The organism is Pseudoalteromonas sp. ASV78 (assembly GCF_047806705.1).
Classification (GTDB): Bacteria; Pseudomonadota; Gammaproteobacteria; order Enterobacterales; family Alteromonadaceae; genus Pseudoalteromonas; species Pseudoalteromonas prydzensis_A.
Genome location: NZ_JBLOPA010000001.1, coordinates 108,661 through 134,718, shown reverse-complemented (window position 1 = coordinate 134,718; position 26,058 = coordinate 108,661). Strand labels below are relative to the sequence as shown.

General features: G+C 45.9%; 12 protein-coding genes. 3 read left to right on the top strand and 9 right to left on the bottom strand.

Annotation, left to right across the window (positions count from 1 at the left end; all coding sequences use genetic code 11):
* Positions 1-15 precede the first annotated feature (15 nt).
* The 8 genes from flgG to ACMVDV_RS00480 form a co-directional block, all read right to left on the bottom strand.
* Complete coding sequence (gene flgG / locus ACMVDV_RS00515; RefSeq protein WP_145239534.1) at positions 16-804, bottom strand: flagellar basal-body rod protein FlgG; 789 nt, start codon at positions 802-804, stop codon at positions 16-18.
* A 21-nt stretch (positions 805-825) separates the two neighbouring features.
* Positions 826-1,590: a flagellar basal body rod protein FlgF gene (locus ACMVDV_RS00510; protein ID WP_304182275.1), complete on the bottom strand. Its 765-nt coding sequence runs from the start codon at positions 1,588-1,590 to the stop codon at positions 826-828.
* A 153-nt stretch (positions 1,591-1,743) separates the two neighbouring features.
* On the bottom strand, positions 1,744-3,099 hold the full coding sequence (gene flgE, locus ACMVDV_RS00505) for a flagellar hook protein FlgE (RefSeq protein WP_416156824.1): 1,356 nt from the start codon (positions 3,097-3,099) through the stop codon (positions 1,744-1,746).
* Between the two features lie 56 nt (positions 3,100-3,155).
* Positions 3,156-3,836: a flagellar hook assembly protein FlgD gene (locus ACMVDV_RS00500; RefSeq protein ID WP_304182277.1), complete on the bottom strand. Its 681-nt coding sequence runs from the start codon at positions 3,834-3,836 to the stop codon at positions 3,156-3,158.
* A gap of 14 nt (positions 3,837-3,850) precedes the next feature.
* Positions 3,851-4,282 (bottom strand): flagellar basal body rod protein FlgC, encoded by a 432-nt coding sequence (gene flgC, locus ACMVDV_RS00495; protein WP_304182278.1) that lies wholly within the window; start codon positions 4,280-4,282, stop codon positions 3,851-3,853.
* 2 nt (positions 4,283-4,284) lie between these two features.
* The gene (gene flgB, locus ACMVDV_RS00490) at positions 4,285-4,695 is read right to left on the bottom strand and encodes a flagellar basal body rod protein FlgB (RefSeq protein WP_304182279.1); all 411 of its coding nucleotides are present in this window, start codon (positions 4,693-4,695) and stop codon (positions 4,285-4,287) included.
* A gap of 536 nt (positions 4,696-5,231) precedes the next feature.
* The gene (locus ACMVDV_RS00485; protein WP_416156823.1) at positions 5,232-6,062 is read right to left on the bottom strand and encodes a CheR family methyltransferase; all 831 of its coding nucleotides are present in this window, start codon (positions 6,060-6,062) and stop codon (positions 5,232-5,234) included.
* 20 nt (positions 6,063-6,082) lie between these two features.
* Positions 6,083-7,015, bottom strand: a complete 933-nt coding sequence (locus tag ACMVDV_RS00480) for a chemotaxis protein (RefSeq protein ID WP_304182280.1) — start codon at positions 7,013-7,015, stop codon at positions 6,083-6,085.
* 141 nt (positions 7,016-7,156) lie between these two features.
* Between ACMVDV_RS00480 and flgA the strand changes: the two genes are divergently transcribed.
* From flgA to flgN, 3 genes are all read left to right on the top strand, one after another.
* Positions 7,157-7,864 carry a flagellar basal body P-ring formation chaperone FlgA gene (flgA, locus tag ACMVDV_RS00475; protein ID WP_416156822.1) on the top strand — a complete coding sequence of 236 codons (708 nt, stop codon included), beginning with the start codon at positions 7,157-7,159 and terminating at the stop codon, positions 7,862-7,864.
* Between the two features lie 78 nt (positions 7,865-7,942).
* Positions 7,943-8,257, top strand: coding sequence for a flagellar biosynthesis anti-sigma factor FlgM (flgM, locus tag ACMVDV_RS00470; protein WP_016710622.1), 315 nt, complete (start codon positions 7,943-7,945; stop codon positions 8,255-8,257).
* Complete coding sequence (flgN, locus tag ACMVDV_RS00465; RefSeq protein ID WP_192540974.1) at positions 8,250-8,681, top strand: flagellar export chaperone FlgN; 432 nt, start codon at positions 8,250-8,252, stop codon at positions 8,679-8,681. Before flgM ends, flgN begins: the two co-directional genes overlap by 8 nt.
* Before the next feature lie 163 nt (positions 8,682-8,844).
* On the opposite strand, the gene ACMVDV_RS00460 is transcribed toward flgN, so the two are convergent.
* On the bottom strand, positions 8,845-25,935 hold the full coding sequence (locus ACMVDV_RS00460; RefSeq protein ID WP_416156821.1) for an Ig-like domain-containing protein: 17,091 nt from the start codon (positions 25,933-25,935) through the stop codon (positions 8,845-8,847).
* Positions 25,936-26,058 lie beyond the last annotated feature (123 nt).

Below are 26,058 nucleotides of genomic sequence, written 5' to 3'. Positions count from 1 at the left end.
TTTGCTCCGAATTAGTTAAAGTTGCTGACTGATGTAACTCATCATTTCATCAACCGCTGAAATCACTTTTGAATTCATCTCATAAATACGTTGAGTTTCAATCAGGTTAACTAATTCTTCGGTTACATTTACGTTAGACGTTTCAAGTGCCCCTTGTACAACCGTGCCTAATCCTTCAAGCCCTGGGTTACCTTGTACGGGTGCACCACTGACTGCCGTTTCGGTATATAAGTTTTGCCCTACAGGCTCAAGGCCCGATGGATTAATAAAGTCACTGATCGTTAACTGACCAATCACCACATTTTCAGGCTGCCCTGATATACGCACCGATACCTCGCCATCTTGCGATACGGTAATTGACTGCGCATCATCAGGTACATTCATTTCCGGTTGCACAGGAAAACCAGCACCTGCTGTTACAATGCGACCATCTTCATCGGTAGTAAATTGACCATTTCGCGAATAAGCAATATTGCCATCAGGCTGCAACACTTCAAAAAAACCAGGGCCAGAGATCATCCAATCCAATGAATTTTCAGTGGTTAACATATTACCTTGGGAAAAGTTTTTCTGATTGGCAACAACTTTAGTACCCGCCCCCAACATTAAACCAGAAGGCATTTCGGTATCTTGTGATGAACGTCCCCCCGGCTGATTAATATTTTGGTACAGTAAATCTTCAAACACAGCACGGCTTTTTTTATAACCAACGGTACTGGCATTGGCTAAATTATTTGAGATCACCGAAATATCGGTTTGTTGAGCATCAAGCCCCGTTTTACTTATCCACAATGCAGGATTCATACTAATGTCCTCTCAATAAAGTTAAACAATACGCAGTAATTGAGTATGTCGTTCGTCAATTTCTTCTGCCGTTTTCATTAACTTAACTTGTAATTCAAATTGACGTTGATGGCTTATCATATCCACCATTTCATGTACCGGATTCACATTTGACATCTCTAAGGTGCCACTTAGCACCTTCACATCATTAGAGATGTCGCAAAATCCACAGATATCATTTTCCAGTAATTCGGGTTTTGGCCGAAATAGACCATCATTGCCTTTTTCAAGCTCAGAGTTATTTGCCTTTATCACCTTTAAGCGGTCGACAACTTCTAAAAAGTTAGCGGGTGCACCTTGCGGACGTACTTGAATCGAACCATCTTCACTAAATTCAATCTTTTCGATTGGTAGCGGTAAGATGATAGGCCCACCTTCGCCAATAACTTGACGGCCATGACTGGTCATTAAAGCGCCATCAGGGGTGATATTCAGTGTACCGACTTTAGTATATGCCTCATTACCGGAAGCATCTTGTACCGTTAGCCAGCCTTTATCGCTCATCGCAATGTCAAGATCACGGCCAGTTTCAACTATACCGCCAGAGGTCATATTCGAGCCTGGGCGCTCTTGCATAGTAAAAACACGTGTTGGTAAACCTTCCCCAAACGCTTGCATCGAACGTGCTTGTGCGAAGTCAGACTTGAAACCTGTGGTATTCGCGTTTGCTAAATTATTTGCTTTAAGCTCTAGGCCCCGCAAACTTTGCTTAGCACCAGAGGCTGCAATGTAGACCATCTTGTCCATAACATCGACTCACGTTAAAAATCTATAACGTGATAAATGCAAGATAAGTGCCACAATAAATTGACGTGACAAATGTAAGCAAGATAGTGCAAATAAAAAAGGCCGCTAAAAAATAGCGGCCTCGGTGTCGGATTATAAAAAGTAGAACCGAAATTATCGGATCTGCAAGATATTTTGTTGTAGTGTTGAGTTCACTTCTAGTGCACGCGAGTTGGCTTGGAAGTTACGTTGTGCGCTGATCAAATCAACTAACTCATTGGTTAAGTTTACATTCGATTGCTCTAACGCCGATGAGCTAATTTTACCAAATGCGCCCGAATTAGCTTCTCCAGCTATCGGCTCACCAGAGGTTAAACTTTTCTTCCACGAAGTGTTGCCGACTTGTTGTAAGCCCTGAGAGTTTGAAAAGCGGGTTAACGCAACTTGTCCTAAATAATTAGAATCTCCGTTACTATAAGAAGCAACAATTTTTCCATCAACACCAATATCAATATTTGCCAACCGCCCCACAGCTGCACCATCTTGGTCTAGTACTTTATTTTCAAAAGATCCCGCATGTTGTGTCGGTATTTTTGAAGAAGTGCCCGCTTCATCACGCCAATTGACAGTTACATTGTTAGGAAAGCTAGCGCCATTGCTTAAAATACCTGTCAGGTTAGCGCCATCGAAGACCACTGAATCAAATGTATTTGTCGTATTTGCGGTACCGTTGGTATTGAGTGGTAACCCGTTAGCGTCAAACTGAAATGTTGAAATTGGAGTATATGGTCCAGTAGCGCCTTGCGGGCTTCCATCTGGGTTTACTACTTGACCGTCTAAGGTCGAATAGACTTCCCATTCGTTAGCATTTCCTGTAACCGCTGCATCTGTTTTCACAAAGTACAATTGCATGGTATGCGATTCACCTAACGAATCATAAATATTGGTTGAGGTAGAGTGAGTAATTGAGCCAGATTGGGTTGGATCAAATGGTGTAACAGATGGCGCTGCTTTGGTCGAATCCAACCGAAAAGACGAATATATATTTGTCGTAGCACGCGGCGAACCAGATGAATCAGGAATTTGAATCGCGGTAGATGTGCTCAAACTCACTGATGTCGCATCCCCGCTTGATGGATCCACAGGGAAACCTTGTAAAAAGCTACCTCTTGAGTCAACGATAAAATTATCTTTGTTTAATTTAAACGCCCCTGCACGAGTAAAGGTATGATCTTGTGAACCCAGCTCAGAACTAAGAGCAAAATACCCTTCTCCGCCGATTGCAAGATCCAGTGAGTTTTGCGTACCTAATGTTGAACCTTGGTGAAACTGTTGAGATACGGATGTTGTTTGCACACCATCACCATTTTTAGTTTTACCCGAGGTAAAAACTGATGATGCATAAACATCAGCAAATTCAGCTCTCGACTCTTTAAAACCCGTGGTATTTACATTGGCGATGTTATTAGCAGTAACATCTAAATCTTTTTGTGCGGCAGCGATGCCTGTTAACGCAATATTGAAGCTCATAAGTGACCTCTAAACTGTTAATATTAGCCTTCGGCTAGAAATATACTTTAAATGTTTTATGCAATTTCTGCGACATCAGTCAGCTTAATCGCACCAGCTTTAGTGTTGATAATAATGCCATTAGCACCATTAATGCTTACACTTTCAATGTTTTTATATGTGGCCATAGGTAAGCTAGTAAACTCCTCTCCCATGCTGCCCTCAGCTTTTATACTGTATTCTCCTTCAGGAAGGCTCTCACCTGCTTCATTTTTGCCATCCCAGCTAAAGCGTAAACCGCCTGCTGGTTGAGTATCTAAATTAATAGTTCTCACAAGTTGTCCAGAGGCATCCGTAATACTGAGCTTTAAATCTTTAACAGGACTTTCGATTGCGATTATGCCCGAGGCTTCACCGCTGCTGTTAAGATCTAATGTATCTGCTTCTACTAAAGCCTTCTTACCAACCAGAGTTGATGCCTGCAACGCAGAATTGGAGGTCATTGAAGCCGCCAAAGACTCAAATTTTGAATTTAAATTTGCGATACCTTCCGCCATAGTGAAATTGGTCATTTGCGCAATCATTTGATCGTTGTCTGCAGGTTTGCTGGGATCTTGAAACGACAGCTGCTGCGTTAACAACGAGAAAAAATCCTCTTGCGTTAGTGCATCACTTTTCTTTTCGTCAGTAACTTGGTTATTCTGCCCGCGAAGTGAATCAATATAACTTGACGATACAGTACTGATATCGTTACTCATAATCTAACCCTCAATTACCGCTGCCCAAGCAACAGTGTTTTACTTAACATTTGCTTCGCTGCATCTGCAACTTGCACATTGGTTTGATAAGAGCGTGAGGCGGAAATCATATTAGCCATTTCTTCAACGACATTAACGTTAGGTTTGTAGATATAACCGTTTTCATCCGCACTTGGATGGTTTGGGTTATATTCAATTTGCAAAGGTTTATCACTCTCGACAATTCCTAGCACTTTAACGCCAACAGACGAGCCCTGATTATTACCCGTTGATTCTGATGCTTTCATCAGCTCAGCGGCAAAAACAGGGTGACGCGCTCGATACGTTTGGTCTTGGCTTGAGCTGATGGTATTCGCATTCGAAATATTACTCGCGGTTGTATTCAAGCGCACATTTTGTGCACTCATGCCACTACCTGAAATATCAAAAACGTTATATAAACTCATGCTTATGCTCCTTGACCACCGAGGGCTTTTTTAAGGCCTGAAATTTTACCACTCATAAACTGCAGGCTTGCCTGATACTCTAATGAGTTCTTTGTATACAAGTTTCGTTCCACTTGTATATCAACCGAGTTACCATCACCTGTATCTGCTTGATTTGGCGAGCGAAACATTTCACTGTTGCCGACATAACGACTACCACCGGCAATGTGATTTGGGTTAGTTGTTACCATGTTATTGCCGCCTTGCTGGTGGCTTTTTGCCGCTTTCAATGCCGTGGCAAAGTCGATGTCTTTCGCTTTATAGCCCGGCGTATCAGCATTAGCGATATTGGTTGCTAATAACTCAGCACGTTGCGAACGGATCAACATTGCATGAGGATGAACCCCAAATGCTTTATCAAAACTGATAGCCATAACCATCTCCAAAAAATTGACTTAGGATGACTAATGCAAAAGATGAGCCAGTTTAACTAGCTACTAGGGAGATAAAGGTCTAGGGAAGTGACTCGGTGTTTACATTACTTGTAGGGAGTGGTTTGCCACCGCGTTTACGTTAAATATAGGAACTAGGTTCTAGGGAAGTGACTGGCCGTTAGGCTCCTAAAACCGAGCACTTGGAAATGCATGGCTAAAGCCATTTCCTACGGTGTGTCGGCTCATTTACCCACATGCACTTCTCTTTGTGCAAAATATATCTTTAAGTGATTGATTCACCATAGAACAGCGAGTTAAGAAGTTAAGAGCTCGCTACGCTTATGCGCAATGATTGTAAGAATAGGCACTAGGTTTTAGGGAAGTGACTGGCCGTTAGGATCCTAAAACCGAGCGCTTGGGAATTCATGGCTAAAGCCATTTCCTACGGGTGTATCCTGTGCAAAAGAGCTTTATTTGCACAGGATAAACGCGAGCCTACTAATTATAAGGGGCCGTCAGGTCTTAATTTTAAAATACTATTTCTTTTGGTAAATAATGCCTGGATTACAACGCACCATATCAAATTCGTCACTTAATCCCGACATAGATTCAGAGGCACCTAAGAACAAATACCCTTTAGGGTTAAGTGCTTGCGCAAATTGCGCAATAATTTTCGCTTTAACTTCTGGGGCAAAATAAATGAGTACATTACGGCAAAAAATAATATCGAATTTACCCATTAACGCGTATGAATCCAATAAGTTGAGGTGCCGAAAACTGACCAATTTCTTGATTGACTCGTTCACTTGCGCCATGCCATTGCCGCTATCTTTGAAGAACTTCTTTCTACGCTCTATCGACAGCCCTCGGGCTAAAGCAAGCGAGTCGTACTCTGCATGCTTGCACATATCCAACATGGTATTAGAAATATCGGTGCCGATGATCTGTGCCCCCATTTTTAACACGCCCGGTTGTTTTGCCTGAAACTCAGCAACAGACATAGCAATAGAGTACGGCTCTTGGCCTGACGAACTTGCTGCAGACCAAATTTTTAGCGGTCGACGTAACTCTTTATGCTCTGGAAATAATTTACTTTGTAATAGTTCAAACGGGTATTGGTCCCGAAACCATAACGTTTCATTGGTGGTCATAGCATCTACCACTGCGGCACGTAACTGCCGCTCATGCGGACTCAGCGTTTTACTAACCAATTGCGACAATGATGCGACATTAAAACGCACCATTAGCGGAGCAAGTCTGCTTTTAACTAAATAAAGCTTATTATCACCTAGCACAATGCCACATTGTTGCTCTAAAAAAGAACGAAACTGATCGTACTCGCGTTGCTCTAAATGCTTATTTTCCAAAGTTACACCGCCTTTTCAAATTAGTCACAATGAACCCATTTTTTCACTGCTGTAGCTAATTCATCCGGATTGAACTTAGCAATAAAGTCATCAGCGCCAACTTTTTCAATCATCGCCTGATTAAACACCCCACTGAGCGATGTATGTAAAATAACATGCAATGGAGCTAATTTTGGATCTGCTTTAATTTCTGCTGTTAAGGTATAGCCGTCCATTTCTGGCATTTCAACATCAGAGATCAATAGCCCTACTCGCTCGGTAATATCGTTGATACAATCTAGCTCGGCAATCTCTCGTAATCTTATTAGCGCTTCTTTACCATTTTTGGCAAGTTCTGTTTGTACGCCTAATGGTTCAAGGGCACGTTTAACTTGATTACGAGCAACCGCAGAATCATCGGCAATAAACACAATGCGCTCACCTAAGTCTTTTTGAATTTCACCGTCATTCGCTATTGCAGCACTGACTTCGGTATTCACCGGACAAATTTCATTTAATATTTTTTCAACATCGAGAATTTCAACCAATTCGTTTTCAATTTCTGTCACTGCAGTTAAATATGAATATCGACCCGCTCCTGATGGTGGCGGCATTATTTTTTCCCAATTCATATTAACTATTCGCTCAACACCGCCAACTAAAAAGCCTTGCACAGAGCGGTTATATTCAGCAATGATGATGAAGCTATCTTTAATATTCTCGATCGCAGGGCCACCTACGGCCATCGATAAATCGATAACAGAAATAGTTTGGCCACGAATATGCGCGACGCCTCTTATATACGGGTTTGATTTTGGCATGTTTGTTAAAGGAGGGCATTGCAGTACTTCTCTCACTTTAAACACATTAATACCAAAGCGCTGCCGCCCTCTAAGCTTGAATAATAATAATTCAAGGCGGTTTTGCCCAACCAACTGAGTACGTTGATTAACTGAGTCTAAAATGCCTGCCATTTCAATCTCCTAAAGAAAGCGAATAATAACGGAACAATAATTGCTTTCTTTCTGTAAAGCTACATAACTACACGGGAGCGTCTGTTTATTGACGCTAAATATTTATACCCTGTTTTCAACCATAAGCATAGTCGAAACATTATGAGTTTGTTAAAAAAAAGCCGAAGATACAGTGTTTTTTATTTTCTTGCTAGCCTATGCCTAGTTGCGCCACTGGCTGCGCAAACTTACAGTAAAGAGCAACTACAAGAACTCGCTGTATCTTATGTATACGATCAGCTCGATCCCGCTACCGCAGATGACAAACAACTTAATGCCTTAAGTTTAGACAGTCGCATTCCTGATCGCAGTTGCGAAAGCGAACCTTCGTATACTATTCCTACTGAGCCGCCTTTTAATCGGCAGATCACCGTACAAATTAAATGTGATGATTTAAATGGCTGGAGTCAATACGTGCACGTGCGTATGATTGAGCTCTCCCCTGTGATCGTCGCGAGCGAAAATATAAGTCGTGGTGAAGTCATTGAAACTCACCACTTGAGCTTGATTATGAAGCCAAAACATTTTGTTCGCGCGCAATACTTGCAAGACGAACAGCTGTTAATTGGCAGTCGCAGTAAACGTAATATCCGCAGCGGTTATCCCGTCGCTTTAAATCAAATTTGTATGGTCTGTAAAGGAGATAATGTTACTATCTTTGCAACCATTCGCGGGTTAAAAATAAAAACTTCCGGTTTAGCACTAGAAGATGGTACTTTAGGTGAGCAAGTTAAAGTAAAAAATGCGAAATCAGGAAAAGTTTTAAATGCCCGTGTTGACGGTGTTGAGTCTGTGCAGGTAATTATCTAAATTTTCGCATTTATGCTAAAGTTTCTAATGTGTATGCCGATAACTAGGCATAAGTTGGGTAACGTATAGGTTAAAATCATGGTAAGCCAAGTAAATAAAGGTCAGCAACAGGCTAATGTGTTGACCAATGCTAAACAGCAAAAGGTTGATTTGCAAAACAATAATGCAAATACTGCGCAAGCAAATGCCCCTAAAGCAGCTGCTGATTCAGTGAGTTTGACACCTCAAGCTCAGCAATTAAAATCATTACAAGATAAGGCTCAACAGTCTTCTGGTTTTGATAGTAATAAAGTTGCTGAACTTAAAAAGGCCATTAGTGAAGGTAAATATCAAATTGATGCTGAAAAATTAGCCAAAAATATCGCTGCATTTGAGTTTGACGTGTATGGCTGATCACAACAGTTTGATCTGCTCTAAACTTGTTATGCAGCTCAATAGTTTAACATCGCTGGCTGATATCTTAGATGATGAATTAACAGCTATCGCCTCCCGTCGTGGTGAGGGCTTAAAAGACATCGCGAAACAAAAGCTTGGTTTTTTGAGCCAAATACAAACCTTAGATAAAGAACTTAAAACTTTACTCGCAAGTAATGAACTCGAATCTACCGAAGTCACAGACTTGATTGCTGACGTACGTAAATTATTAGAGTCATGTAAAAAGAAAAATGATGTTAATGCTCATGCAGCCCATCATGCCCAATTAACTGTAAAACAGTTAAAAGACATTTTAATTGGCGTGCCAACCTCTACAACCTATGACCAAGGTGGTAGTGTTGTCCACGGTAACAGTAAAATCGTTCATAATTTAAAAGCGTAGTGCTCGCTCGTAGAAAATATCCTTTGTAATTTCCTTTCCTGTTTTTAGCAATACTTTTATTAAGCTAGCAACTTATTTATTAGACTGCCCCCAACTCCTAGCTAAGATTCAAAATAATAAAGCGCGAGAACAACCCGCGCTTTACATTGATACTATGAATTCATTAGCTATCGATTTGATTATTGCCACTTTCGATTAATTTCTTAATCATTTCCTCCGACTGGTTTTGTACATCAATAGCAGGCTCAGCGGAGGTCGATGTATCACCATTGAAAGCGATACTACTTTCTTCGCTCCCAGAGTCTAAGGCTAGCAGATCGGTTTGACCAACATCGCTCAACACATCATTGATTGTTAAATCCAGTGGCTCTGACTCACGACTAACGGTATTGTCAGCAACTAGGATGCGACTTAAATCAATACTTTCATCTTGTGATAGTTCATTGCTAAAGGTAACACTTGATTCTGATACCTCTACCTGCGCTATGCTCTGCTCTGCCTCCACACTGGCTGGTGCTGGATCATCATTAATATTGCCAGAAGCAACGTCCTGATTGTCTGTATCCTTAGCAAGGTAATTTCCTGCTTGATCAAGTGTTAAGAAATAATAATCTTCACCACTTAACAGGTCCAAATCTAATAAAGATAACGTATAACTCCAATCACCGTTGGCGTTAGTTGTGGTACTTGGGTAACCTTCTAATACATCAAGATCAATACCCAATAAGCCTACGCCAATTAAGCTTGCGCCGATAATATAAATTTCAGTTCCCGGTGGTGCATCGCCTTCTGCTGAAGGAAGTATCAGACCCAATATGCCAGGATTATAATCCGTCACATTAAACTCAATAGGAGTGGTATCAACGATTAAGCCATTGCCTGATGCAGTACCCATGTTACCCGCAGCATCTTCGATACTAACACTTACCGTATACGTGCCATCCAATAACCCTGCAGGAAAATCACTGATATCATCTCCTAATGAAGCTGACCAGTTACCATCATTATCGGTTGTAACTGTTTGCTGATAGCCGCTGCCAAAGCTTATTACCACCTCTGAATTCGCTTCACTTGACGTTCCTGTGATCAGTGGGCTCGTATCATAAGTTAAAACTAAGCCACTGGTAATTGCGACTTCTGGCGCTACCGTATCTATGATGCCTGTACTTTGCGCTGATGATTCATTTCCTAACTCATCGGCAGCACTGACATTAACAGTGTAAGTGCCATCTGCTAAGCCATTAATTACTTCAACCCCCCAGCTACCATCGGCATTAGATGTTGTGCTCAGCGTTTGTGCATTGCCAGCACTATCAGTGACCAACACTGTCACTAAAGTGCCTGTCGGTGCACCACTGATAGAACCATTTATGGCCGGTGTCCAATCATTCGTAATTGCAGGCGCGGTCACTAAAATACTAGGTCCCGTATAGTCCATATTTATGGTAATAGTTTCACTAGTGCTGTTACCGGCAAGATCTGTTACCACGGCACTGATCTGAGCATCTCCTTCAGTCAGCGCATCTGTTGCTGCAACGCTCCAAGTTCCGTTTGCAAGTACCTGAGTTGATAGGTTCTGTATTGCACCGTTACTCGCTACTATGGTTACCTCAACAGTTGAACCTTGTTGTGCATTACTGGTACCAGCAATCAGTGGTGTTGTATCTGCAGAACTCAGTGTAGAGGTAATCGCAAGCGTTGGTGGTGTGAGATCAATCACTAATTGTGCAGAACTTGAAGAGCTTAACCCTGCTTGCGTAACACTAGCGGTTACGGTGTAACTTCCCTCCAGTAGGGCATCAGGCACATCCACACTCCACACTCCACCGTTTAAGGTGGCAGTAAAGCTTTGTAGGTCACCACCTGCATTGCTAATAACAACATTAATGGTACTGGCATCTGGTGCATCACTAGTACCGCTTATTTGTGGCGTTGTATCATTGGTAGTCATTAATGCGTTAATACCGATACTTGGCGCACTGGTATTAAGCACCCCTGTTACCTCATTAGACATGCTAGTATTACCAGCTGAATCGCTGACTGATGCGACCACGCTAATATTACCATCCACTAAACTATCCGTTACCGCAACTGACCAACTTCCATCAGCAAGCACCTGAGTTGTATAACTGTATGGTTGCGCACTATCGGTTACCGTTACGCTAATTGTCGTTCCAGCAGGTTCATCACTGCTACCAGTGATTGTTGGTGTTGCAAGGTTAATCGTACCAATCGCATCCACAGTGATTACTGGCGCAAGCGTGTCTATTTCGCCAGTCGTCGTTGTGCTTGTTGTTAATCCTGCGGCATCAGTAATTGTCGCGGTTACGCTGTATTCCCCCTCAGGAAGTGGATCACTTTGTACTTGCCAATTGCCGCTGCTATCAACCTCAGCTGTTAGGTTGTGGGTATTATCATTGCCATCGACTATCACCACAGATACAGTGCTTCCCTCTGGTTCATCACTGGTTCCTGAGATAGTCGGTGTAGCGTCATTTCCTAAACCAAGGCCTACAACATTAATACTTGGTGCCACAGTATCTATCGTTATACTGCCGGTGCGTGAGGTACTATTACCGGCTTCATCGGTAATGCTTGCCGTTACTGTGTATGTGCCATCTGCTAATGCCTCAGTAGAGACTTGCCAAGTACCGTTTTCTGCTACTGTGGCCGTTAAGGTTTGCCCATCGACCGTGACCGTAACTTCGCCCCCTGTTAGGTTGCTATTACCACTAATTTGTGGCGTCTCGTCGCTGCTGATAGGGGTTGAGTTAAGTACTAAGCTTGGTGCTGTGGTATCAATAACACCTGAAGCGGTTTGCTCGGTTAAATTACCTACGCCATCACGTACACTGGCTGTCACTGAATATTGCCCATCGGCTAAACTTTGTGGCACATCCGCAGACCAACTACCATTGGCTTGTACTGTTGCCGTGAAGGTTTGCTCAGCAACGCCTTGGCCAGTAACCACGAGTGTGACTTGTGCACCTTCACCTAAGTCAGTGGTACCACTGATGGTTGGTGTGCTATCCATAGTCAGCGCTGGAGCGTCTAAGGTAAGCTCAGGTGCTGTGTTATCAAAGTCTAAGGTGCTGATGGTGGTGGTATTGCCCGCCGCATCGGTTGCAGAGGCTTCAACGTAAGCCAGTGTTAGCAATGATACCGATAAATTCAATACGCTCCAGTCACCGTTTGCATCAACAGTGGCAGTGTAAGGTAAACCTACCGCGCCTCCCACCAAGTGATTTGTAATAGTGACTACGCTACCCTCAGGCAAATCAGATGTTCCCGATAAAGAAATTAAACTTCCCAATAAGAATGACGGGACGATTGTCAATTCTGGTGGCGTTATATCAACTTCACCACCGGTTTTACTGTCTTCACCTTGATTGCCTGCCACATCGGTGATCGTTGCTTTAACAGAGTAAACACCTTCTGCTAATGCGATGTTTGCCGCTGCTTGCCAATCACCTTGAGCATTCGTAGTGACGATTACAACCTGCTCAGTACCACTGGCATCCGTAAAGGTAACCTCAACAGTAGCATTCGCTTCATCAGATGTACCACTAATAAGTGGTGTTGTATCTTGTGTTAATACCAAGCTGCTTTGGTCAATGGTAATTTCAGGGTTAATACTATCAATAACAGCATTGGCAGTTTGTTGCCCAGCATTACCTGCAGTATCAGTGACTACAGCAGTGACGGTGTAAGCGCCTTCAGCAAGTGTTTGAGATGCTTCGACTTGCCATGTCAAGTCCGCTGCAAGTGTCGTATTAACGGTATGACTAGCACCTTGTGCATCTGTAAAGGTAACCGCAACGGTGTTCCCAGCAACAGCATCTAACGCTGCTCCTGAAACAACCGGTGTTTTATCTGCTGTGCTGCTTAATAAATCAATCAACACTGTAGGTGGAGTTAGATCTATGTCACCTGTTGTTTGAGCCGAATTGCTATTTCCGGCAATGTCCGCAATGGTTGCAGCAACGCTATAATTTCCTTCTGCAAGCTCACTTGCAAGCGCAACAGACCATGTACCATTTGCTTTGACCGTTGCCTGCGCCGATTGCTCGGTGCCAGCACTATCGGTGACCAACAATGTAACGATAGTGCCTTGTGCAGCATCTGATGTGCCACTAATTAATGGTGTTGTATCATTTGTAATACTCGGTGTATTAACAGCCAATGTTGGTGCGGTTAAGTCTATTGCAAGGCTAGTGCTGGATGAACCAGTTAAACCGTCCTCGCTAACAACTGCATTCACAGTATAACTGCCCTCAACAAGTGCATCACTGACATCAATAGTCCATTGCCCAGCCAAAGCTTGAGTGGTCAATGTTTGTACCACAATGCCCGAGGCAATAATTTCAATCGTTACATCAGTACCATCTCTGGCATCTGTGGTACCAGAAATGGTTGGTGTGGTATCCATCGTGGGTTGTAAACTCGCAATCGAGATAGTCGGCGCATTGGTATCCAATGTTGCGTTACTTGAAACCGATGCTTGATTGCCAGCAGCATCACTCACATTAGCCGTAATAGTAACTGCGCCATCGTTCAATGCATCAATAACTTGCACTGACCAACTTCCATCGGCTTGTACAACAGCAGTTAGTTGATAACTGTTTAAATTATCACTGACATTCACCGTCACCGTTGCACCAATTTCATCACTACTGCCTGAAATAACCGGTGTAGCGTCGTTAAATGTGCCTAATCCGTCTAAAGTTAAAGTTGGATCTAATGTATCAACGGTACCAGTGCCCTGCGCTGTGCCAATATTATTAGCAGCATCTGTAATTGTGGCCGTGACAGTGTAAGCACCATCGGCAATCTCTACGCTTGGACTTGCCGAGTAACTTCCATCGGCTTGCACTTGGGCTGTAAATTGCTGACTGTCACCATTAGCATCAACCAAAACAATAACCACTTCAGTACCTTGCGGCTCAGTTGAAGTTCCTGAAATAGTCGGCGTTGGATCATTCGTTACACCTGGATCCGCCATCGTCAATACAGGCGTAATGCTATCAATTGACAGCGTGGCAGATGCAGTTTGTAGATTCCCGGCGTCATCAGTGATACTCACTTCAACAGGGTAACTGCCATCATTCAATGCCGTTGGGATTGTTACCTGCCAAGTACCATCATTTGCAACCGTCGCTTGCAGAGTTTGTCCGTCAACCACAACCGAGACTTCAGCACCAATCTCATTACTACTGCCTGTAATCGTTGGTGTTGCATTAGCCGTTGGTTGTAGATTGTCTATCACTAAACTTGGCGCAACACTATCAACCACGCCAGTGGTTTGCTCCGTGGTTAAATTACCAACGCCATCACGCACAGATGCGGTGACTGTATAGGTTCCCTCTGCGAGTGCTTGTGGTACAGACACGGACCAAGTTTGATCCGCTTGAACAACCGCGGTAAATGTTTGGCTGACATTATCGCTATCAACCACAGTCAAGTTAATCACAGTGCCTTGACCCATATCCGTATCACCTGAAATGACCGGTGTTGTGTCATTGCTCAATGCGTTAACACTGACCGTTAACTCAGGTGCAATGTTATCAAAGTCGAGTGTACTGACCGTACTTGTATTCCCTGCAGCATCAGTTGCGCTGGCAGTAACATAGGCTAGGTTAAGTAATGGCACCGTTAAGTTTAGTAATTGCCAATTACCATTAGCATCTGTGGTTGCCGTATACGTTGCACCAATCAAACCTCCGACTAAATTCTCGGTAATAGTGATGGTACTTCCGGCAGGTAAATCTGAATCACCTGACAGTGATACCAAATTACCTAACAAGAAAGAAGGTATAATTCTCAGCTCTGGCGGAATTGTATCCACCACGCCATTATCACTGGCGCTGCCGGTATTGCCTGCGGCATCGGTGAGACTGGCGGTAACCGTGTACGCACCATCAATAAGCGGCTGCGTGGCTTCTGCACTCCAATTACCACTGGCATCTGTTTGTACTGTAACGGTATGACTACCATTAGTATCGGTAAAGGTGACAGCTATATCACTATTGGCTAGATCCGATGTCCCTGTCACCACCGGCGTACTGTCGTTGGTCAATGCCGGTGCATCGATAGTGACGCTTGGCGCTGTTGTGTCTATCACCCCGGTTTCGCTATCGGTGCCGGTATTGCCTGCGGAGTCTGTCACACTGACATTCACTGTGTACTCGCCTTCGACGAGCGCGTTACTGGCCTCCACCGACCAATTTCCTGTGCCATCGGTTGTCGCAGTGACACTTTGTACTGCGCCATTTGCAGCGATGATTTCAATCGTTACTTGTGTGCCTGCTGGCACACCACTGCTTTGGCCACTGATGAGCGGTGTCACATCACTGCTGTCTGCCAGTGCATCCACACTGATCATTGGAGCCGTTACATCAATCACCCCGGTGACACTGGCGCTGGCTGGATTGCCCGCTTGATCTGAGACACTCGCGGTGACTGTGTATTCGCCTTCAGCCAATACCTCCAGCGCAGGCACTGACCAGGTGCCTGATGGTGTCATTTGCGTGGTGACTGTGTGTGAGTTGCCTGCCGCATCATTAAATACTAAGGTGACAATGCTGCCTTGTGGCGCACTGGCCGTGCCACTGATAGTAGGCGTGGTGTCATTCGTGTCGGCTGGCGGATTAATGCTGATATCCGGCATGGTGGTGTCGATAATCCCAGTAACTGTGGCCGTGCCTTGATTACCCACGGCATCTTCAACGGTGGCGGTCACCGTAAAGTCACCTTCGGCTAAATCACTACTGGCCGTGACACTCCACGTGCCGCCGGTTACGGTGGTTTGGATAGTCTCTGCGGGATTAATTCCATCATTTATCACCACAGTGACAACACTGCCATCCGCGGCATCACTGCTGCCGTTAATGGTCGGGGTGGTGTCGTTGGTTTCACCAATCGCATTGATGGTAATACTTGGCGCTAAGGTATTGAGTGTGAAAGTATCGGTGACACTGTTGCTATTGCCTGCGGCATCACTGACGCTCGCAACCACCGTATAATCATCATCGGCTAAAACTGGGGCAGTAACGGCCCACTCACCATTGACATCAACCGTGGCACTGAGTGTGGTAACCGTACCACCGCTGTCGGTGACAGTGAGGTTTATCACCGTTCCTTGTGGCTCTGATGAGGTACCACTGAGCGTCGGCGTGTCATCATTAATTGCACCGAGGCTGTTGATACTGATCAGCGGATCTAAGGTATCCACACTGCCGGTGCCGGTGTTACTGCCGGTGTTGCCTGCAGCATCGGTAATGCTGGCAGTCATTGTATAACTGCCATCTGGCAAGCTCGGTGCAGTTACTTGCCATGAGCCATCTGCTTGCACTTGCGCACTTAACCCATAGCTATCGCCATTGACATCCACAATACTGATGCTGACAACCGTGCCTGCAGGCTCGGTAGATGAACCACTGATTGTTGGTGTCGCGTCATTGCCTAGGCCATTATCGTTCACCAGAACAACAGGCACTGAGGTATCAATATTGCCTGTTAAGGCTAATTGGGTGTCATTCCCCGCCGCATCAAGGATGGTCGCATCAACACTGTAATCGCCCTCACTCAGGCCGTTAGGTACTTCCACAGACCATTGACCATTACTTTGTACTGTTGCGCTCAGTGTTTGTGTAACCCCGTTAGCATCGGTAACAATTAAGGTTACTGTGCCACCGATTTCATTACTGGTGCCACTAAATACTGGGGTAACATCATTACCATCGCCCACCCCTTGCACGGTAAGCGTCGGCGCGGTGGTGTCTATCACGCCGCTAATTGATTCTGTGGTTTCATTGCCCACACTGTCACTGACACTGACATCGACACTAAATGCGCCATCAGGTAATGGGGTTGTCGGGCTAATTGCCCAGTCACCATTGGCATCCACAATGGCAGTGAGTGTTTCGGTGTTGCCATCTTTGTCTGTGACGACGACACTCGCATTCGCCCCTTGGCCTAAGTCTGTAGTGCCACTAATTTCGGGGGTATTGTCATTGCTCAGCGTATCGACACTGACTGTTAAGGTCGGTGGTGTACCATCAAAATCAAGTGAGTTAATCGTACGTGTATTCCCCGCTTCATCACTGGCACTGGCAGTCACTGAGGCCACACTTAATAGTGGAATGGTTAAACCGATTAAACTCCAGTCGCCATTGGCGTCAGTGGTTGTGGTATACGTTGCACCAATACCGCCGCCCAGTAAATTTTCCGTGACGGTAATCGTGCTGCCCGCCGGTAAATCTGAGGTACCACTAAGCGATACTAACTGCCCTAATAGGAAGATTGGTACAAACGCAAGCTCTGGTGGGATTGTATCCACCACGCCATTATCACTGGCGTTGCCGGTATTACCTGCGGCATCAGTGAGACTGGCAGTCACTGTGTATGCACCATCGATAAGCGGCTGCGTGGCCTCTGCACTCCAATTACCGCTAGCATTGGTTTGTACTGTCACCGTATGGCTGCCATTGGCATCCGTAAAGGTAATCGCAATGTCACTATTGGCTAGATCCGATGTCCCTGTGACCAGCGGCGTATTGTCGTTGGTCAATGCCGGTGCATCGATAGTGACGCTTGGCGCTGTTGTGTCTATCACCCCAGTTTCGCTATCGGTGCCGGTATTGCCTGCGGAGTCGGTCACACTGACATTCACTGTGTACTCGCCTTCGACGAGCGCGTTACTGGCCTCCACGGACCAATTTCCTGCGGCATCGGTTAGGGCTGTCGCGCTTTGTACTGCGCCATTTGCAGCGATGATTTCAATCGTTACTTGTGTGCCTGCTGGCACACCACTGCTTTGGCCACTAATAAGCGGTGTCACATCACTGCTGTCTGCCAGTGCATCCACACTGATCATTGGAGCCGTTACATCAATCACCCCGGTGACACTGGCGCTGGCTGGATTGCCCGCTTGATCAGAAACACTCGCAGTGACTGTGTATTCGCCTTCGGCCAATACCTCCAGCGCGGGCACTGACCAGGTACCACTGGGCGACATTTGCGTGGTGACTGTGTGTGAGTTGCCTGCCGCATCATTAAATACTAAGGTGACAATGCTGCCTTGTGGCGCACTGGCCGTGCCACTGATAGTAGGCGTGGTGTCATTCGTGTCGGCTGGCGGATTAATGCTGATATCCGGCATGGTGGTGTCGATAATCCCAGTAACTGTGGCCGTGCCTTGATTACCCACGGCATCTTCAACGGTGGCGGTCACCGTAAAGTCACCTTCGGCTAAATCACTACTGGCCGTGACACTCCACGTGCCGCCGGTTACGGTGGTTTGAATAGTCTCTGCGGGGTTAATTCCATCATTTATCACTACAGTGACAACACTGCCATCCGCGGCATCACTGCTGCCGTTAATGGTCGGGGTGGTGTCATTGGTTTCACCAATCGCATTGATGGTAATACTTGGCGCTAAGGTATTGAGTGTGAAGGTATCGGTGGCACTGTTGCTATTGCCTGCGGCATCACTGACGCTCGCAACCACCGTATAATCATCATCGGCTAAAACTGGGGCGGTGACTGCCCAGTCACCATTGACATCAACCGTGGCACTGAGTGTGGTAACCGTACCACCGCTGTCGGTGACAGTGAGGTTTATCACCGTTCCTTGTGGCTCTGATGAGGTGCCGCTGAGCGTTGGCGTGTCATCATTAATTGCACCGAGGCTGTTGATACTGATCAGCGGATCTAAGGTATCCACACTGCCGGTGCCGGTGTTACTGCCGGTGTTGCCTGCAGCATCGGTAATGCTGGCAGTCATTGTATAACTGCCATCTGGCAAGCTCGGTGCAGTTACTTGCCATGAGCCATCTGCTTGCACTTGCGCACTTAACCCATAGCTATCGCCATTGACATCCACAATACTGATGCTGACAACCGTGCCTGCAGGCTCGGTAGATGAACCACTGATTGTTGGTGTCGCGTCATTGCCTAGGCCATTATCGTTCACCAGAACAACAGGCACTGAGGTATCAATATTGCCTGTTAAAGCTAATTGGGTGTCATTCCCCGCCGCATCAGTGATGGTCGCATCAACACTGTAATCGCCCTCACTCAGGCCGTTTGGTACTTCGACTGACCATTGACCATTACTTTGTACTGTTGCGCTCAGTGTTTGTGTAACCCCGTTAGCATCGATAACAATTAAGGTCACTGTGCCACCGATTTCATTACTGGTGCCACTAAATACTGGGGTAACATCATTACCATCGCCCACCCCTTGCACGGTAAGCGTCGGCGCGATGGTATCAATCACGCCGCTAATTGATTCTGTGGTTTCATTACCCACACTGTCGCGAACACTGACATCAACACTAAATGCGCCATCAGGTAACGGGGTTGTCGGGCTAATTGCCCAATTGCCTGCAGCATCCACAATGGCAGTAAGCGTTTCGGTGTTGCCGTCTTTATCGGTAACAACAACCGTCACCGCAGCCCCTTGCCCCGCATCGGAGGTACCACTAATTTCGGGGGTATTATCATTACTCAGCGTATCGACGCTCACAGTGAGTGCCGGTGGCGTGCTATCAAAGTCGGTCGAGTTGATAGTGCGTATATTGCCTGCTTCATCGCTGGCACTGGCGGTGATTGAACTAAGTGTTAATAGTGGGATACTCAATCCAAGTAATGACCAATTACCTGCAGCATCTGTGGTCGCTGTGTAGTTTATCACCCCACCACCGAGTAGATTTTGAGTAACAGTAACAGTACTTCCTGCTGGTAAATCTGAGGTACCACTAAGCGATACTAACTGCCCTAATAGGAAGGTGGGCGTAAATGCAAGCTCTGGTGGGATTGTATCCACCACGCCATTATCACTGGCGTTGCCGGTATTGCCTGCGGCATCGGTGAGACTGGCAGTCACTGTGTACGCACCATCAATAAGCGGCTGCGTGGCTTCTGCACTCCAATTACCGCTAGCATTGGTTTGTACTGTCACCGTATGGCTGCCATTGGCATCCGTAAAGGTAATCGCAATGTCACTATTGGCTAGATCCGATGTCCCTGTGACCAGCGGCGTATTGTCGTTGGTCAATGCCGGTGCATCGATAGTGACAATCGGCGCAAGAGTATCGATCACCCCACCATTTTCTGTGTCACTAGCGGTATTGCCGGCGGCATCGGTGACACTAGCATCAACAACAAAAGCGCCTTCTGCAAGCGGGGTCGGTACATCAACCGACCAAGTACCATCAGCCAGCACGGTGGCGGTTAAGGTTTGTATATCGCCATTGGCATCGGTTACCGTAATGCTCACCAGCCCGCCAATTTCATCACTGCTACCCGTAATAGTTGGCGTTGTGTCGCTCGTTGCAGCCAACGGATCAATATCAAACATTGGCGCTTGGGTGTCAATCACTCCGCCGTTTTCTGTATCAGACGCGGTATTACCGGCGGCATCGGTGACACTAGCATCAACAACAAAAGCACCTTCTGCAAGCGGGGTCGGTACATCAACCGACCAAGTACCATCAGCCAGCACAGTGGAGGTTAAGGTTTGTATATCGCCATTGGCATCGGTTACCGTAATGCTCACCAGCCCGCCAATTTCATCACTGCTACCGGTGATGGTTGGCGTGCTGTCGTTCGTCGCAGCCAACGGATCAATATCAAAGGTTGGTGCAAGAGTATCGATCACTCCGCCGTTTTCTGTATCAGACGCAGTATTACCGGCGGCATCGGTGACACTAGCATCAACAACAAAAGCGCCTTCTGCAAGCGAGGTCGGTACATCCACCGACCAACTGCCATCTGCAAGTACTGTCGCTGTTAAACTTTGTACATCGCCATTGGCATCAGTGACTGTAATGCTCACCAACCCACCAATTTCATCACTGCTACCGGTGATGGTAGGCGTGCTGTCGTTGCTATCAGCCAACGGGTTGATATCAACTGTCGGAGCAAGGGTGTCGATCACTCCGCCGTTTTCTGTATCAGACGCAGTATTGCCGGCGGCATCGGTGACACTAGCATCAACAACAAAAGCGCCTTCTGCAAGCGGGGTCGATACATCCACCGACCAACTGCCATCTGCAAGTACTGTCGCCGTTAAACTTTGTACATCGCCATTGGCATCGGTGACTGTAATGCTCACCAACCCACCAATTTCATCACTGCTACCGGTGATAGTTGGTGTGCTGTCGTTGCTATCTGCTAACGGATCAATATCAAAGATTGGGGCAAGAGTATCGATCACCCCGCCATTTTCTGTGTCGCTAGCGGTATTACCGGCGGCATCGGTGACGCTGGCATCAACAACAAAAGCGCCTTCTGCAAGCGAGGTAGGTACATCAACCGACCAAGTACCATCAGCCAACACAGTGGCGGTTAAAGTTTGTACATCGCCATTGGCATCGGTGACTGTAATACTCACCAGCCCGCCAATTTCATCACTGCTACCGGTAATAGTTGGCGTTGTGTCGTTGCTATCAGCCAACGGATCAATATCAACCGTTGGTGCTTGGGTGTCAATCACCCCGCCATTTTCTGTATCAGACGCAGTATTGCCGGCGGCATCGGTGACGCTAGCATCCACTTGGAATGCACCTTCTGCAAGTGGGGTCGGTACATCCACCGACCAGCTGCCATCTGCAAGCACGGTGGCGGTTAAGGTTTGTACATCGCCATTGGCATCGGTGACCGTAATGCTCACCAGTCCGCCAATTTCATCACTGCTACCGGTAATAGTTGGCGTTATGTCGTTGCTATCAGCCAACGGGTTGATATCAACCATTGGGGCAAGGGTGTCGATCACACCGCCATTTTCTGTATCAGACGCAGTATTGCCTGCAGCATCGGTGACGCTGGCATCAACAACAAAAGCGCCTTCTGCAAGCGGAGTCGGTACATCAACTAACCAAGTACCATCAGCCAGCACAGTGGCGGTTAAGGTTTGTACATCGCCATTGGCATCGGTGACCGTAATACTCACCAACCCGCCAATTTCATCACTGCTACCGGCGATGGTAGGCGTGCTGTCGTTCGTCGCAGCTAACGGATCAATATCAAACATTGGGGCAAGGGTGTCGATCACTCCACCGTTTTCTGTGTCAGACGCAGTATTGCCGGCGGCATCGGTGACGCTGGCAGCAACAACAAAAGCACCTTCTGCAAGCGGGGTCGGTACATCCACCGACCAAGTGCCATCTGCAAGTACTGTCGCCGTTAAACTTTGTATATCGCCATTGGCATCGGTGACTGTAATACTCACCAGCCCGCCAATTTCATCACTGCTGCCGCTGATGGTAGGCGTGCTGTCGTTGCTATCTGCTAACGGATCAATATCAAACATTGGGGCAAGGGTGTCGATCACCCCGCCATTTTCTGTATCAGACGCAGTATTGCCGGCGGCATCGGTGACACTGGCATCAACAACAAAAGCACCTTCTGCAAGTGGGGTCGGTACATCCACTGACCAACTGCCATCTGCAAGTACTGTCGCCGTTAAACTTTGTATATCACCATTGGCATCGGTGACTGTAATACTCACCAGCCCGCCAATTTCATCACTGCTACCGGTGATGGTTGGGGTGGTGTCGTTCGTCGCAGCTAACGGATCAATATCAACCGTCGGTACAAGAGTGTCGATCACCCCGCCGTTTTCGGTGTCGCTAGCGGTATTGCCTGCAGCATCAGTGACGCTGGCATCCACTTGGAATGCGCCTTCTGCAAGCGGTGTGGGTACATCAACCGACCAACTGCCATCTGCAAGTACTGTCGCCGTTAAACTTTGTATATCACCATTGGCATCGGTGACTGTAATACTCACAATACCACCAATTTCATCACTGCTACCGGTGATAGTTGGGGTGGTGTCGTTGCTATCTGCTAATGGGTTAATATCAACCGTCGGCGCTTGAGTATCAATGATGCCTGTTGCTTGTGCCTCACTTGTTAGACCATCCACTGTGACGCTTGCATCAACAGTATATTCACCTTCGGCAACTGTATTTTGCGCTTCAACACTCCATATGCCTGCGGTGACAGTTGTAGTAAGCGTTTGGCTATTATTATTGCTATCGGTAATTATAACGGTAATGATTGCGCCGTCGGGAGCATCGGATGTGCCACTGATCATAGGTGTAACATCGTTGCTATCATCAATCGTATCAATACTAATACTGGGCGCATTATCATTTAGAATAAAGCTACTAGAAGCAGTTGCTTGATTGCCGGCAGCATCAGTGATGTTCGCAACAACATCAATAGTGCCGTTTTGCAATGCATTAGGCACTTCGACTGACCAACTGCCATCCCCATTTACTATCGCGGTCAAGTTTTGTGCAGTGACACCATCATTAACAACTAAGTTCACTACGCTGCCCGCAGGCTCATTTGTTTGGCCGCTGATGATCGGTGTAGTGTCATTCACCGTGCCTAAGTTATCGATAGTTAAAATCGGTGCTGTTACGTCAATAACACCGCTATCTGACACTGTACTTTGATTGCCAAACGTATCAGTAACGCTGGCTGTAACGGTAAAATCACCTTCCGATAATGCGTTATCTGGACTGATAGACCAACTACCATCAGCGCCTACAACGGCTAATAAGGTTTGCGTATTTCCGCTACTATCAGTTACTAAAACAGTAACTACACTGCCTGCATCGGTGTCACTGGTACCACTAATTAATGGTGTGTTATCACTGGTTAATTGATCAAAATCTAGGGTTAAGACAGGGCTTGTATTATTAAAAGTACCTATCTCAGTATCTGTTCCTGTGTTACCTGCTGCATCAGTTACTGATGCTGTAACAGTAAACTCACCTGCCGCAACGGGAGTAGTCACATCAAAGGACCAATTGCCATTGGCATCAGTTGAAGCTGTGTAAGTTTGACTATTGTTTTGCGAATCTGTGACAACAATTGAAACAATACTGCCTAACGACGCACCTTGAGTGCTCCCAGCAATAACTGGTGTACTGTCATTAATATCACCCACAGTATCTATTATTATTGTCGGTGCAGTAATATCAACAATACCTGTAATAGCTGCATTTGCTGTATTACCAAAACTATCCGTAACCACCGCCGTAACACTAAATTCGCCTTCGGCTAAATCCTGTGATGGCGTAACAGTCCAATTACCATTTGCATCGACCGTTGTTACTAATGTTTCGGTTTGCCCATTGATATCCGTAATAACAACTTGTACTTGATCGCCAGCAGCTGCATTTAACGTACTCCCTGTAAGCTCTGGAGTCGTGTCATTTGTTTCACCAACAATATTAATAGTTATTGATAATAAACTAAGATCAATCAACCCTGTTGTGCTGTCTGATGCTTGATTACCAGCCGTATCAACAACCGTTGCAACAACTGAATATTGGCCTTGGGCTAAACTGCTTGGCACTTCAACCGCAAAACTGCCATCAATCAAAGTTTGTGTTGTGAATATTTGTTGCGCACCATTGGCATCAACCACAACAATAGACACCAAGGTGCCACTGGCAACACCTTGAACCTGACCTGAAATAGTTGGCGTATCATCAGCCGAATTCGCTAATGTATCTAAACTGATCAGCGGAGCGGTTACATCAATTAAGCCAACGCTTGTATCGCTCGCCTGATTACCTGCCTCATCGCTAACACTTGCCGTAACAGTGTAATCGCCTTCTGCTAACGCAATACTAGGGTCAACTTGCCAATTACCAGCCGCGTCAGTGACAGCTATTATTGTTTGCTGATCGCCATTACTATCGGTGATCACTAAGGTCACTGTCGTGCCCGCATTCACACCCAGCGTAGTTCCACTAATGGTCGGTGTTGTATCGTTGCTTTCGCCAAGTGTATTAATAGTAATTGTCGGCGCTGTTATATCTACTACACCAACTTCACTATCACTGGCAGTATTACCAGCACTATCAGCCACGGTTGCGGTTACTGTAAACTCGCCTTCTACAAGCGGCTCTGTAACCTCTGCAGACCAACTACCATCAGCCGTCACTGTCGCTGTTAATGTTTGTGTTGCACCATTACTTGCTACAACGGTTATTGATACGAGTGTGCCCGTCGCCACACCATTGACCGTTCCGGTCAATGTCGGAGTCGTATCATTGGTATCAGCAATTGCATCAATCGCAATTACAGGGGCTGTTAAATCTATAACCGCCGTCGCTTCTGCATTGCCTTCATTACCAGCAGCATCAACAGCGTTGGCTTGTACATTATATGGGCCCTCGGCTAATGCTGCCGTTGTAATACTCCAATTACCTTGTTGATCAACCTGCGTTACAAATGTTTGCACTTGACCGGCGCTATCAGTCACAGTAAGCGTCACATCATCACCTGCATCTAAACCGACAACAGAGCCGGTGATTGTGACCACTGGCGAAGCTGAATCAGTTAACGTAGCAATACTTATAACAGGCGCAGTGGTATCTATATCTGCTGTAATAGTATCTGAAACTGGCTCACCATCTGGACCAATTACTGTTACATCAACAACGATTGGGCCATCCGGTAATGGCTCAATTGCTGGCGAGGTAAACGTGCCATCGGGTTGCACAATCACAGCTATGGTTTGTACATTATCCAATGCATCAGTGATGGTAATTAATACTGTTTCTCCGACTAAGTTAGTCGATGTGCCGGAAATAACTGGTTGTGGATTATTAATTAGGCCAATGTCATTTAACGTTAAAGTACCAATTAACGCGGTTTCGGGCACCACCCCATCGGTCGTATCACGAAGAGAAAAAATGTCATCATTGTTAGCTGTAAAGCTATCATCAAAAGATAAACTACTTGGATCAATACCCTCAGCGATACGTGCAAGTTCCACAAAAGAAGTACCGCCACCGGAACCGGTTGCAGCATTACCACCAGCGGCAGTGGCTTCTAATGTATCCAATAAATCACCGCCACTTTCAAGGGCACTCAAAAAATCACTGACATCTTCATTTAAAGGAGAAGATGATGCCTCATCTGCACTATTGGGTTGATTTAAACTGGCAATGGCATCATCGATACTATCATCAAAAATTGTGGTTTCAGAACTATCCCGTGTAGTCTCGGCAACAAGATCGGGGGTAATTTGCACTCGCTGATTAGCAGGAATAGCAAGTGATATACCTTTAACATCAATTAATAATGACGAATTAGCAGCGGTGATTACAATATCGCCAACGGTAATTGTATCTCCCAATGACAATGCCTTAATTGAACCATCTTCTAAAACGATCCCAGCTGAGCCTTGAATGTCTATGATCAGTAATTGATTTGCGTCCATTTTGCTACCTTTAATCAAGAGTTATACCTTTGTATTACTCAAATTTAGGACACCACAGCCAAAAGGATACTGGACTAAAGTACAGGTAGTAAAACCACAGATTAATACTAAAAACTTAGAAGA

Excerpts from the sequence above, each read along its gene's own strand:
- flgG (WP_145239534.1), bottom strand. The coding sequence starts at position 804 with ATGAATCCTGCATTGTGGATAAGTAAAACGGGGCTTGATGCTCAACAA.
- ACMVDV_RS00510 (WP_304182275.1), bottom strand. The coding sequence starts at position 1,590 with ATGGACAAGATGGTCTACATTGCAGCCTCTGGTGCTAAGCAAAGTTTG.
- flgE (WP_416156824.1), bottom strand. The coding sequence starts at position 3,099 with ATGAGCTTCAATATTGCGTTAACAGGCATCGCTGCCGCACAAAAAGAT.
- ACMVDV_RS00500 (WP_304182277.1), bottom strand. The coding sequence starts at position 3,836 with ATGAGTAACGATATCAGTACTGTATCGTCAAGTTATATTGATTCACTT.
- flgC (WP_304182278.1), bottom strand. The coding sequence starts at position 4,282 with ATGAGTTTATATAACGTTTTTGATATTTCAGGTAGTGGCATGAGTGCA.
- flgB (WP_304182279.1), bottom strand. The coding sequence starts at position 4,695 with ATGGCTATCAGTTTTGATAAAGCATTTGGGGTTCATCCTCATGCAATG.
- ACMVDV_RS00480 (WP_304182280.1), bottom strand. The coding sequence starts at position 7,015 with ATGGCAGGCATTTTAGACTCAGTTAATCAACGTACTCAGTTGGTTGGG.
- flgA (WP_416156822.1), top strand. The coding sequence starts at position 7,157 with ATGAGTTTGTTAAAAAAAAGCCGAAGATACAGTGTTTTTTATTTTCTT.
- flgM (WP_016710622.1), top strand. The coding sequence starts at position 7,943 with ATGGTAAGCCAAGTAAATAAAGGTCAGCAACAGGCTAATGTGTTGACC.
- flgN (WP_192540974.1), top strand. The coding sequence starts at position 8,250 with ATGGCTGATCACAACAGTTTGATCTGCTCTAAACTTGTTATGCAGCTC.
- ACMVDV_RS00460 (WP_416156821.1), bottom strand. The coding sequence starts at position 25,935 with ATGGACGCAAATCAATTACTGATCATAGACATTCAAGGCTCAGCTGGG.